9 protein-coding genes and 1 pseudogene are annotated in these 11,994 nt (G+C 70.7%); 5 read left to right on the forward strand and 5 right to left on the reverse strand.

Features of this window, described 5'->3' with window-relative positions; genetic code table 11:
* Positions 1-278 precede the first annotated feature (278 nt).
* Positions 279-647, reverse strand: a complete 369-nt coding sequence (locus CKO28_RS29340; RefSeq protein ID WP_200341774.1) for an EI24 domain-containing protein — start codon at positions 645-647, stop codon at positions 279-281.
* Between the two features lie 26 nt (positions 648-673).
* Positions 674-1,014: pseudogene (locus CKO28_RS29345) on the reverse strand (EI24 domain-containing protein); the annotation flags it as partial.
* Positions 1,015-1,281: 267 nt separating this feature from the next.
* Between CKO28_RS29345 and CKO28_RS15835 the strand changes: the two are divergent.
* Both CKO28_RS15835 and typA read left to right on the forward strand, forming a co-directional pair.
* The gene (locus tag CKO28_RS15835) at positions 1,282-2,277 is read left to right on the forward strand and encodes an adenosine kinase (protein WP_200341776.1); all 996 of its coding nucleotides are present in this window, start codon (positions 1,282-1,284) and stop codon (positions 2,275-2,277) included.
* A 109-nt stretch (positions 2,278-2,386) separates the two neighbouring features.
* Positions 2,387-4,234 (forward strand): translational GTPase TypA, encoded by a 1,848-nt coding sequence (gene typA / locus CKO28_RS15840; protein WP_200341777.1) that lies wholly within the window; start codon positions 2,387-2,389, stop codon positions 4,232-4,234.
* A 283-nt stretch (positions 4,235-4,517) separates the two neighbouring features.
* Here the strand turns inward: typA and CKO28_RS15845 are convergent, their stop codons facing one another.
* Complete coding sequence (locus CKO28_RS15845) at positions 4,518-5,864, reverse strand: DUF3422 family protein (RefSeq protein WP_242480595.1); 1,347 nt, start codon at positions 5,862-5,864, stop codon at positions 4,518-4,520.
* Between the two features lie 220 nt (positions 5,865-6,084).
* Here CKO28_RS15845 and tldD point away from each other — a divergent pair, with 220 nt between their 5' ends.
* Complete coding sequence (tldD, locus tag CKO28_RS15850) at positions 6,085-7,518, forward strand: metalloprotease TldD (protein WP_200341779.1); 1,434 nt, start codon at positions 6,085-6,087, stop codon at positions 7,516-7,518.
* Positions 7,519-7,933: 415 nt separating this feature from the next.
* On the opposite strand, the gene CKO28_RS15855 is transcribed toward tldD, so the two are convergent.
* Together CKO28_RS15855 and CKO28_RS15860 are read right to left on the reverse strand one after the other, a co-directional pair.
* Positions 7,934-9,313, reverse strand: coding sequence for a glutamate--cysteine ligase (locus tag CKO28_RS15855; protein ID WP_200341780.1), 1,380 nt, complete (start codon positions 9,311-9,313; stop codon positions 7,934-7,936).
* An 89-nt stretch (positions 9,314-9,402) separates the two neighbouring features.
* The gene (locus tag CKO28_RS15860; RefSeq protein ID WP_338050153.1) at positions 9,403-10,197 is read right to left on the reverse strand and encodes a 16S rRNA (uracil(1498)-N(3))-methyltransferase; all 795 of its coding nucleotides are present in this window, start codon (positions 10,195-10,197) and stop codon (positions 9,403-9,405) included.
* A gap of 123 nt (positions 10,198-10,320) precedes the next feature.
* On the opposite strand from CKO28_RS15860, the gene ubiA reads away from it, so the two are divergent.
* Entirely contained in the window at positions 10,321-11,307 is a 987-nt protein-coding gene (ubiA, locus tag CKO28_RS15865) for a 4-hydroxybenzoate octaprenyltransferase (RefSeq protein WP_200341782.1), read from the forward strand.
* Entirely contained in the window at positions 11,304-11,972 is a 669-nt protein-coding gene (locus CKO28_RS15870; RefSeq protein ID WP_200341783.1) for a class I SAM-dependent methyltransferase, read from the forward strand. The genes ubiA and CKO28_RS15870 overlap by 4 nt, the downstream gene beginning before the upstream one ends.
* Positions 11,973-11,994: the final 22 nt, after the last annotated feature.

Genomic DNA, 11,994 nt, shown 5'->3' on the forward strand with positions numbered 1-11,994 from the left:
CGCGGCCGGATCGACCTTGGGCTCCTGCCAGGTCGCTTGACCCTGGCGGTTGGCCTGATTCTTACGCTTGTTGAACATCGCGGACCTTCCAAACTCCTCGCTGCGCGCCCGACCGCCCGTTGCTGGCGGGCCGGTATCGGCCTGTTCCAGTGCCTGCCGCCGGCGGTCCGGCGGGGGCGGTGTCGGGCGACCCCCGCGCCCAGCCTAGCAGGCCGGACGTGCGTCCCCTGATGCGTTGGCCGCCCCTCGGCCGCGCCGGATGCCGTGCGGCGGGCGCGTCAGGCGGCGTCGGTGCGCGTCGCGGGCAGCCCGGCGTTGCGGCGCAGGCGCTCGAAGACGTGCACCATGAAGGCCGTGGCCACCACGGGCGCCAACAGGTTCACCACCGGGATCGTGAGCATCACCGTAATGACCACCCCCGCCGTCGTCAGCCGGCCGCGATGGCGGCGGCGCAGCGTGCGGACCTGGTCATGGGCCAGGCGGCGGACCGCCACGACCTCGAAATACTCCCGCCCCAGCAGGTACCCGTTGAGCGCGTAAAACACGATAACATTCAATGGGGGGATAAGGGATAAGATAAGGTAAACAGGCAGGATCACGACGTTAAGAAAGATCGTCGTCAGCGCCAGCGACAGGGCATCCCGCACGCCTTCCAGGATCGGCTGCTCGCGCNGCCTCCGGCAGGTCGCGGAAATGCCTGCCCTCGACCACGCCGGCGGCGTCCTCCAGGAACACCCCCTGGGTCATCCCCATCGCCGCCGGGAACAGCAGGAACGAGGCGATCAGCACGGCCGCCAGACCGCCCAGTTCGACCAGCCCCTCGATCAGGCCGCCCCAGAAGCCCTCGGTGCCGAGCCAGGCGACCAGCCCGCCGCCGGCCCAGTCGAGCAGCCACCACGACAGGCCCCACAGGACCGCGAACACCAGGATCGCGAGCGCGAGCGCGCGCCAGACGATCTTGCGCAACTCGGGGTCGCCCAGCTGGCCGACGGCTTTCAGGAGTCCCTGGATCATGGCCCGGCTGATAACCCCCTCCGGCCATCGCCCGCAAGGGCGCTGGGATCATCGGCGGCCGGCCACGGGACATCTCCGGGGCTCCGCGCGCCACGCATGGCGGGCGATTGTGCACTGCGGTTGTTCCTGACGAAACCGCGCGTATACTCGCGCTGCGCGCGCCCCTGGCCGGAGTGGCCGGCGGCGCGCGTTTCGTACCTGACCCTGGGCGGGCGCGGACGCGTCCGAAGGGCACTGCAAGCCGAAGATGAACGGGACCGTAACCGGATGAGCGAGCTGCGCCTCGACGTGCTGGGCATCGGCAACGCGATCGTCGACGTGATCGCGCGAAGCGACGACGACTTCCTGGCCGCGCACGCGCTGCCCAAGGGCGGCATGACCCTGATCGACAGCGATCAGGCGCACCGCCTGTACGAGGCGATGGGCCCGGCCACCGAGATGTCCGGCGGCTCGGTCGCCAACACCATGGCCGGCATCGCCAGCCTGGGCGGGCGCGGCGCGTTCATCGGCAAGGTCCGCAACGACCAGCTGGGCGGCATCTTCCGGCACGACATCCAGGCGACCGGCGTGGACTTCGAGACGCCGTCGGCCGCGACCGGCCTGCCGACCGCGCGCTGCCTGGTGTTCGTCACCCCGGACGCGCAGCGCACCATGGCGACCTTCCTGGGCGCCAGCACCGAGCTGGGGCCGGACGACCTGGACCACCACCAGATCGCCCAGGCCAAGGTGACCTACCTGGAAGGCTACCTGTGGGATGCGCCGGCGGCCAAGCAGGCGTTCGTCGAGGCCGCCCGGGCCGCGCACGAGAGCGGCAACCGGGTCGCCCTGTCGCTGTCCGACGGCTTCTGCGTCGACCGCCACCGGGACAGCTTCCTGGACCTGGTGGAGAACCACGTCGACATCCTGTTCGCCAACGAGGACGAGATCACCAAGCTGTACCAGGTCGACGCCTTCGACGACGCGCTGCAGCACGTCCGCGGCCACTGCGAGGTCGCCGCGCTGACCCGCAGCGCCAAGGGCTCGCTTGTGCTGTCCGGCGAGGAGGTCCACGTGGTGGACGCGGCAACGCCGGAGCGCCTGGCCGACACCACCGGCGCCGGCGATCTCTACGCCGCCGGCTTCCTCTACGGCTTCACCCAGGGCTACGGCCTGCCGGACTGCGGCCGGCTCGGCGCGGCCGCGGCGGCGGAGGCGATCTCGCACGTCGGCGCCCGGCCGGAGATGCCGCTGAACAACCTGATCGCGCAGGCCGTGCGGGGCTGACGACCCGCCCGCACGCCGCCCACGCCCGGCATCCAGCCGGGGCCCGCGCGACCCATCGAGACACCCGACACGTAAGCACGTCGCAAGAGACGTTGTAAGGACACGATCCATGAGCGAACCGATCCGCGAGGGCGCGCCCCGCAACCTCGCCATCATCGCGCACGTCGACCACGGCAAGACCACCCTGGTCGACCAGCTGCTGCGCCAGAGCGGCACCTTCCGCGAGAACCAGCAGATCGCCGACCGGGCGATGGACACAAACGACCAGGAGCGCGAGCGCGGCATCACCATCCTGGCGAAGTGCACCTCGCTGATGTGGAACGGCAACCACATCAACATCGTCGACACCCCAGGCCACGCCGACTTCGGCGGCGAGGTCGAGCGCATCCTGAACATGGTCGACGGCGTGCTGCTGCTGGTCGACGCGGCCGAGGGCCCGATGCCGCAGACCAAGTTCGTCACCATGAAGGCGCTCGCCAAGGGCCTGAAGCCGATCGTGGTGGTCAACAAGGCCGACCGCCCGGATGCCCGCGCCTGGGAGGTCCAGGAAGAGGTGTTCGACCTGTTCACCGCCCTGGAGGCGGACGAGGAACAGCTCGACTTCCCGACCGTGTTCGCCAGCGCCAAGGAAGGCTGGTCGGCGATGGACCCCGACGGCGCGCGCCAGGACATGGCGCCGCTGTTCGAGAGCATCCTGCAGCGCGTGCCCCAGGCCAGCGGCGACGAGACCAAGCCGTTCAAGCTGCTGGCGACCGTGCTGGAGGCCGACCCCTACCTGGGCCGGATCCTGACCGGACGCGTGCTGGAAGGCACCGCCAAGCAGAACATGCAGGTCAAGGCGATCAGCCGCGACGGCACCAAGGCGCTGGAAAGCGGCCGGCTGAGCAAGCTGCTCGCTTTCCGCGGCCTGCAGCGGGTCCCGGTGGAGGAGGCGCGCGCGGGCGACATCGTCTGCATCGCCGGCCTGTCGGAAGCGACCGTGGCGGACACGATCTGCGCGCCCGAGGTGACCGAGCCGATCCCCGCCGACCCGATCGACCCGCCGACCCTGTCGATGACCTTCTCGATCAACGACAGCCCCTTGGCCGGCAAGGAGGGCGACAAGGTCACCAGCCGGCTGATCCGCACGCGCCTGCTGCGCGAGGCGGAAGGCAACGTCGCGCTCGACATCCAGGAAAGCCCGGACAAGGAATCCTTCGTCGTCGCCGGACGCGGCGAGCTGCAGCTGGGCGTGCTGATCGAGAGCATGCGCCGGGAGGGCTACGAGCTGTCGATCTCTCGCCCGCAGGTGATCTTCCAGACGGACCCGAACACCGGCGAGACGCTGGAGCCGATCGAGTACGTCCAGATCGACGTCGACGACGAGCACTCCGGCACGGTGATGGAAAAGCTGCAGCAGCGCCGCGGCGAAATGGTCGACATGAAGCCGTCGGGCGGCGGCAAGACCCGGATCGCCTTCCGCGTGCCGGCGCGCGGGCTGATCGGCTACATGGGCGAGTTCATGACCGACACCCGCGGCACCGGCCTGATGCACCGAGTGTTCGACGGCTACGCGCCCTACCGGGGCTCGGTGCCGTCCCGGCGCAACGGCGCGATCATCTCGCAGGCCAACGGCGAGGCGACCTCCTACTCGCTGAACAACTTCGAGGACCGCGGCACGCTGTTCATCGATCCGGGCGACACCGTCTACGAGGGCATGGTGATCGGCGAGCACGCCCGCCCGACCGACCTCGAGGTCAACCCGGTCAAGGCCAAGCAGCTGACCAACGTGCGCGCCAGCGGCAAGGACGAGGCGATCAAGCTGACCCCGCCGGTGCGCATGGCGCTGGAACAGGCGATGTCCTACATCGCCGACGACGAGCTGGTCGAGGTCACCCCGACCGCGATCCGCCTGCGCAAGAAGACGCTCGACCCCAACCAGCGCAAGCGCGAGCAGAAGGTCAGCAAGGCCGGCTAGCCCGCGGCTCTACGCCTGCTTCGTGCCGCTTTGGTGGTGCTCTGGTCACCACGAGAGGGTACGAGGGACACAAAGGGGCACGAAGGCGGCCGTTTTCGGCGCGCGTTCGCGCCCCTTTTTCGTGCCGCGGGGAGCGCCGTCGGCGGCCTGCGGCTTCACCGCCCGCGAGTTGTCAAAGGCGCCTCGGCGGGTCCCCTCTCCTCTATTGGGGAGAGGGACAGGGTTAGGTGGTCGCCGCGCTTTTCGCGTCCGCCACGCCCGAGGGCGCTCCGAAGCGCCGCGCCTACCCCCCGCCTTCCGCTTTCTGGATCCGCCGGCGCACGCGGCGCACGGCGATGAAGGCGGTGATCGCCACAACCGGGACGGCGACCGCGGTGATCAGGTCGACCGGCACGCCCAGGCCGGCCTCGACCGCGCCTTCGGTGACGTAGTTGACCAGCCCGACGGCGTAGTACGTGATCGCGGCCAGGGACAGGCCCTCGACCGTCTCCTGCAAGCGCAGCTGCAGCTTCGCGCGCCGGTCCATCGAGGCCAGCAGGTCGCGGTTCTGCCCCTCCACCTGGATGTCGACGCGGGTGCGCAGCAGCTGGCCCGCGCGGGTCACCCGGCGGGACAGCGTCTCCAGCCGGTCGCGCACCGCATCGCAGGTGCGCATCGCCGGGGTCAGGCGGCGTTCCATGAACTCCTTGAAGGTCTGGTAGCCCTCCAGGCGCTGTTCGCGCAGTTCCGCGATCCGGCGCTCGACCAGGGCGTAGTAAGCGCTCGACGCGGAGAAGCGGTAGGAGGTCTCGGCCGCCACCCGCTCGACGTCCGCCGACAGCGCGGTGATGTCGACCAGCAGCTGGCGCTCGTCCTCCAGGGCGCGGAGCTCGGTCATCCGCTGGGTGATGTCGGTCAGGCGGTTGCCCATCCGGGTCAGCTCGCCGCCGCGCGAGCGCGCCAGTGGAAAGGCGAGCAGCGCCATCATCCGGTAGGTCTCGATCTCCATCAGCCGCTGCACCAGCCGGCCAGCCTGGCGCGGGCGCAGCGAATGGTCGCGCACGAACACCCGGCCGTAGCCCTGGGCGTCCATGGCGAAGTCCATGAACGCCATCGCCGCGCCGCCGGAGCACTGCGCGGCGGCGAAGTTGGCCGACGACATGAACTTGGTCGCGGCCTCCGGCGCGCGCTTGGGCGCGCTGCGCGGCTCGACCACGACCTTGACGGCGGACAGCACCTGGCCCGGGATGCTCTCCACCCAGTCGCGCGGCAGCTGCTCGACCGCGGAGTTCTTGAAGGGGTCGTCCGGCAGCGGGCCGTCGGCGAAGAAGGTGTAGCTGGTGAACTCGGTGTGGCGCTCCCACTTGAGGCGGAAGTCGCCGAAGTCGAGCAGGCAGTGGTTCTGCTCGGCCATCGGCGGCGCGATCTGGTAGCGCTCGCACAGCTTGTTGAGATGCGCGAGGTCGGTCTCCACCCCGGCTTCCCCGGTCAGGAGCGCCAGGTGCGTGGCGCGCTCCGGCGCCTCCAGATGAGCGAACGGCCGGGCGTGCACTTCCTCGTTCAGCTGCCGCCGGTCCGGGTGGTCGACCGGCTTGGGCGTGGCCTGCAGCTCCTGGGCACGCGGCTCGCCCTGCTTGATGTCGCTCGACAAAGCCCTCTCCGCTCCTGGTTTTCGCGGGATGACGCGCGGCTGGACGCGCACCGGGGCACGGGTGTGGACTACGGCCATGGATGACGCGCGCGCCCGTGCGCCTTATATCAGGAACAGGCCGTGCGCGCGAACCGGCCGTTTAGGCCTTAGCCCGATGGCCTGCCACCTACCCGGCCGTCTCGCGCGCCCCATTCGTTCGAGCCCAAGCGGAGCCGCCGCCATGTCGCATCTCGCCACCACCGACACGCTGTTCTTCGAGCGCGCCGGCCTGGACAAGCACCGCACCGAGAAGCTGGTCGACGACGCGCTGAAGGGCGCCGACGACGGCGAACTGTTCCTGGAATACACCCAGAGCGAATCGCTCGCGTTCGACGACGGCCGGCTGAAAAGCGCGTCGTACGACACCATGCAGGGCTTCGGTCTGCGCTCGGTCGCCGGCGAGGCGGCCGGCTACGCCCATTCCAACGACCTGTCGGAGGACGCGATCAAGCGCGCCGCCGGCACGGTCGGCGCGGTCCACCAGGGCCGCTCCGGGGTGATCGCGGAGCCGCCGATCGGCACCAACCGGGTGCTCTACGCCGACGCCAACCCGCTGAACGACGTCGCCTTCGAGGACAAGGTCAAGCTGCTGGGGGAGATCGACGCCTACGCCCGGTCGAAGGACAGCCGGGTCAAGCAGGTCTCCGCCTCGCTGACCGGCTCCTGGCAGGCGGTGCGGATCGTGCGCGCCGACGGCCACCACGTCGCCGACGTCCGGCCGCTGGTCCGGCTCAACGTCCAGCTCGTCTGCGGCCAGGGCGACCGGATGGAGAGCGGCATGCACGGCGCCGGCGGGCGCACCGGCTACGAGATCTACATGGAGCCCGGCCACTGGCAGGCCGCGGTCGACGAGGCGCTGCGCCAGGCGCTGGTCAACCTCGACTCGGTCGACGCGCCGGCGGGCACGCTGCCGGTGGTGCTGGGCGCCGGCTGGCCCGGCATCCTGCTGCACGAGGCGATCGGCCACGGCCTGGAGGGCGACTTCAACCGCAAGAAGACGAGCGCCTTCGCCGGCCTGATGGGCGAGCGGATCGCGTCCCCGGGCGTGACCGTGGTCGACGACGGCACGCTGCAGGACCGGCGCGGCTCGCTGTCGATCGACGACGAGGGCACGCCCACCAACCGCACCACCCTGATCGAGGACGGCCGGCTGGTCGGCTACATGCAGGACCGGCAGAACGCCCGCCTGATGGGCCACACGCCGACCGGCAACGGCCGCCGGCAGTCCTACGCCCACGCGCCGATGCCGCGGATGACCAACACCGTGATGGAGAACGGCGACCGCGATCCGGGCGAGATCGTCGCCTCGGTCGAGAAGGGGATCTACGCCACCGCCTTCGGCGGCGGGCAGGTCGACATCACCAGCGGCAAGTTCGTGTTCTCCTGCACCGAGGCCTACCTGATCGAGGACGGCAAGATCGGTGCGCCGGTCAAGGGCGCGACCCTGATCGGCAACGGGCCCGACGTGCTCACCAAGGTGTCGATGGTCGGCAACGACATGAAGCTCGACACCGGCATCGGCATGTGCGGCAAGGAAGGCCAGGGCGTGCCCGTGGGCGTCGGCCAACCGACCCTGAAGGTCGACGAGATCACCGTCGGCGGCACGGCGGCGTGAGGCGGCTTAGCCGCCCACGGCCGGTCTGCCACCCGAGACCGAATGGCGCCCCGCCGGCCGGCCGGGGTACCGGCTTTTTTGGACTGACACGCACCGGTCACGCGCGCCGGGGCGTTTGGACACGCTTTTAACGCGTCGGCAACGCAAACGATTCACGCCTGCTTAGCTGTTTTCGGCATATTGTGGAGGCGAGCGTTTCGAATCCCTCGAAACAGCTCGTCCGACTGCCCGACTTGGCCGGCCGGCGGTACCCCCCCTTCCGCTCGGCCGGCCTTTTTATGCACCGGGGGTGTCTTCGGGACAGCCGTGGGATGGCGCCGCCGCGATCGCGGCAATCCACCGCGACCGGACGTGCGCGTCGCAACCTTTGGTTGGCGAGTTGCCGCGCGACCCCACCCGACGGAACCGTGATCGATCAGTACGAATAGTACTGGTAGATCGGGTCGACCGACTGGTCCCATTTTTCGTGATAGCGGCGGAGCTTTTCTTCCGCCCAGGTCTCGCCCGCGTCCAGGATCCGCTTGAGCGGGGTCAGGAACTGGCGTTCGTCCTGGCCGAAGATGCCGTCGGTGTTGTCGCGCGCCGCCAGGCCGTGGTCGGCGATCTCCAGGGCCGCACGGCCCAGGTCGAGCACCCGGGTGCCGCCGACCCGGGCGTTCAGCCCGTGGCGGGGCACCTGCGCGCGCAGCTCCATCAGCTCGTCGACCGTCCAGTCCTTCATCAGGTCCCAGGCCGCATCCAGCGCGCTTGCGTTGTACAGCAGCCCGACCCAGAAGGCCGGCAGCGCGCACAGGACGTTCCACGGGCCGCCGTCGGCCCCGCGCATCTCGATGTAGGACTTCAGCCGGACCTCCGGGAACAGCGTGGTCAGGTGGTCCGACCAGTCGGACATGTACGGGATCTGCCCCTCGAAGCCTTCCAGCTCGCCGTTGAGGAAATCCCGGAACGACTTGCCGGCGACGTCGTGGAAAGTGCCGTCGCGGAACACGAAGTACATCGGCACGTCGAGCACGTACTCGACGTAGCGCTCGAAGCCGAAGCCGTCCTCGAACACGAACGGCAGCATGCCGCAGCGGTCGGGGTCGGTATCGGTCCAGATGTGGCTGCGGTAGGACAGGAAGCCGTTGGGCTTGCCCTCGCTGAACGGCGAGTTGGCGAACAGGGCGGTCGCGACCGGCTGCAGCGCCAGGCCGACGCGCATCTTCTTCACCATGTCGGCCTCGTCGGCGAAGTCCAGGTTCACCTGCACGGTGCAGGTGCGCAGCATCATGTCGAGGCCGAGGTTGCCGACCTTGGGCATGTAGTTGCCCATCACCGAATAGCGCTGCTTGGGCATCCAGGGCATCTCGGCGCGCGTCCAGTCGGGCGTGAACCCCATGCCCAGCATGCCCACGCCAAGCGGCGCCGCGACCTGCTTCACCTGCGCCAGGTGCTGATTCACTTCCCGGCAGGTCTCGTGCAGCGTGCGCACCGGCGCGCCGGACAGCTCCAGTTGCCCGCCCGGCTCCAGCGAGATGTTGCAGCCGGCGGAATCCTTCAGCGCGATCACCCGCCCGTTCTCCTCGACCCGCTGCCAGCCGAACCGGGTCATCCCCTCCAACAGGTTGCCGATGCCGGCGGCGCCCTCGGGAGCCGCGTAGGGCACCGGGCGGTGGCCGTCGAGGGTGTAGGCGAACTTCTCGTGCTCGGTGCCGATCCGCCAGTCGCTGCGCGGCTTGCAGCCGTCGGCCAGGGCCTGCACCAGCTGCTCGCGGCGTTCGATCGGCGCGCCCTTGGCGGTCGGGGGAGCGGACATCGGCGGTCTCTTCTTGTCGGCTGGCTTGCGCGGTTGAACGAACGGCGGGGCGGGCGGCGGCGCCGAAGCTGTGTGGCCCCGGTGACGCGTCAGCCCCGGAAGGGCGGGCGGGCGTCGCCGTCGCCGAGCCAGGCCTGCCAGCAGGCGAGCAGCGCGATCCCGGCCGTGTCGGCGCGCAGCACCCGCGGCCCGAGCCCGGCGGCGGTAACAAAGGGAAGTTTGCTGAGGGCGTCAAGCTCCGCTTCGGTGAAGCCGCCCTCCGGCCCCACCAGCACGGCCCAGGGCGCCGCCGACGCGGGCACGCCGGCCCGGCCGCCGGCCTGCTCCCGGGCGCGTGCGAGCGCCTCCGCGACCGGCGGGGCGTGGCCCGATTCCGCGGCGACCAGCAGGTGCCGGTCGGCCGGCCAGTCGGCCAGCAGGTCGCGCAGGCCGGTCGGCTCCGCGACCTCGGGCACGCTCAGCCGTTCGCACTGCTCGGCCGCCTCCCGGCAGTTCGCGCGCAGCCGCTCGCAGTTGACCCGGGAGACGTCGGTGTTCTGGGTGAACACCGGCAGCAGGCGGGCCGCCCCCAGCTCGCACGCCTTTTCCACCAGGAAGTCGAGCCGGGCGCGCTTGATCGGCGCGAACACCAGCCAGACGTCCGGCTCCGGCTGCTGCGCCCGGCGCTGATCGATCACCGCCAGCGAGGCCCAGCCCTTGCCCAGCGCGTCGATCCGCGCGCGCCACTCGCCGTCGCGGCCGTTGAACAGCGCCAGGTCCGCGCCCGTCGACAGCCGCAGGACCGTCCGCAGGTAGTGCGCCTGTTGGGGGGCCAGCCCGACCGTCTGGCCCGCGCCCAGCGGCGCGTCGACGCACAGACGGGTGGCGATCCGGCGTTCGCTCACGCTCAACAACGGCTCCTCGACCCGGTTCATCGGTTCGGGTGGTTTTGACGTCGATCACGGTGGACGCCCGACGCCGGTGTGCCACCTTGAGCCAACGGCGTTCCAGTGGAAAGATCGCGCCCCATGACAGCCGCCGGCAAGAACACGCCCCAGCAGCAGCCCGCCCGTCAGCGCGCCTCCGCGAGCGGCCACGCCCCGGAGACCCGCAGCGACATCCCGACGGGCAGCTGGATCGACCGCTATCCGCCCACCCCCTGGCGGCCGTTCCTGCGGCTGGCGCGCGCCGACCGGCCGATCGGCACCTGGCTGCTGCTGTGGCCGTGCTGGTGGTCGGCCTCGATGGCCGCGGCGGCCGACGGCCAGGCGCCCAGCATCTATCTGCTGGTGCTGTTCGCGATCGGCGCCCTGGTGATGCGCGGGGCGGGCTGTACCTACAACGACGTGGTCGACCGCGACATCGACGGCGAGGTCGCGCGCACCGCCAGCCGGCCGATCGCCGCCGGGCTGGTCAGCGTGCGCGAGGGCTGGGCGCTGCTGGTCGGGCTGTCGCTGGTCGGCCTCGCGGTGCTGCTGCAGCTGGGCTTCCCGGCGATCTGGCTGGGGCTGATCTCGCTCGCCCTGGTCGCCGCCTATCCGTTCATGAAGCGGATCACCTACTGGCCGCAGGCCTGGCTCGGCCTGACCTTCAACTGGGGCGCGCTGGTCGGCTGGGCGGCGGCGGACCACGCGCTGGCGGCTCCAGCGCTGCTGCTCTACCTGGGCGGGATCGCCTGGACGCTCGGCTACGACACGATCTACGCCCACCAGGACAAGGAAGACGACCTGCTGATCGGGGTGAAGTCGGCCGCCCTCAAGCTGGGCCGCTGGACCCGGCCGGCGCTGGTGGTGTTCTTCCTGACCGCGCTCAGCTTCTGGACCGCGGCCGGCTGGGCCGCCGGACTGAACGCCGGCTACCTGATCGGCATCGGCGCGGTCGCGCTGCACTTCGGCTGGCAGATCCTGACGCTCGAGATCGACGACCACCAGGACTGCCTGACCAAGTTCAAGGCCAACCGCGTCGTCGGCTTCCTGCTGTTCACCGGAATCCTGCTGGCGGCCGGGGCGGCATGAGCGCCCCCTCGCCCGAACCGGCGCGGGCGCCCGCCGCCTTCGTCCGCGAGCAGACCTCGCTCGCGTCTCCCCGCCTGATCCCGGAGATCGCGATCTACGGGGCGAACGAGTTGAACCCGCTGTGGCACGCGAGCGAGGACGCGCTGGCGGCGAACGGCGTGCCGCCGCCCTATTGGGCGTTCGCCTGGGCCGGCGGGCAGGCGCTGGCGCGCTACCTCTTGGACACGCCCGAGGTCGTGCGCGGCAAGCGGGTGCTGGACTTCGCCGCCGGCTCCGGCCTGTGCGCGATCGCGGCGATCAAGGCCGGCGCGACGCACGCGACGGCAAGCGACCTCGACCCGTTCGCCTGCGCCGCGATGAACCTCAACGCGGTCGCCAACGACGTCACGCTCGCGGTCACCGACGCCGATCTGATCGACGCGCCCGGCGATTGGGACGTCGTATTGGCGGGCGACGTGTTCTACGAACGGGCGATGGCCGCGCGGGTCGCGCCCTGGCTCAAGCGCCTCGCGCGCGGCGGGGCGGAGGTGCTGGTCGGCGATCCGCACCGCCACTACCTGCCGTCCCACGGCCTGAGCCGGCTGGCGCACTACACCGTGCCGACCACCCGGGAGCTGGAGGACCGGGAGCTGTGCGCCACCAGCGTCTGGCGGGTCACCGGGTAGCCCGGTCTCGCGCCGGGCCCGG

This window comes from Rhodovibrio sodomensis, from assembly GCF_016583645.1.
Lineage (GTDB): Bacteria > Pseudomonadota > Alphaproteobacteria > Kiloniellales > Rhodovibrionaceae > Rhodovibrio > Rhodovibrio sodomensis.

Excerpts from the sequence above, each read along its gene's own strand:
- CKO28_RS15835 (WP_200341776.1), top strand. The coding sequence starts at position 1,282 with ATGAGCGAGCTGCGCCTCGACGTGCTGGGCATCGGCAACGCGATCGTC.
- typA (WP_200341777.1), top strand. The coding sequence starts at position 2,387 with ATGAGCGAACCGATCCGCGAGGGCGCGCCCCGCAACCTCGCCATCATC.
- tldD (WP_200341779.1), top strand. The coding sequence starts at position 6,085 with ATGTCGCATCTCGCCACCACCGACACGCTGTTCTTCGAGCGCGCCGGC.
- CKO28_RS15855 (WP_200341780.1), bottom strand. The coding sequence starts at position 9,313 with ATGTCCGCTCCCCCGACCGCCAAGGGCGCGCCGATCGAACGCCGCGAG.
- ubiA (WP_200341782.1), top strand. The coding sequence starts at position 10,321 with ATGACAGCCGCCGGCAAGAACACGCCCCAGCAGCAGCCCGCCCGTCAG.
- CKO28_RS15870 (WP_200341783.1), top strand. The coding sequence starts at position 11,304 with ATGAGCGCCCCCTCGCCCGAACCGGCGCGGGCGCCCGCCGCCTTCGTC.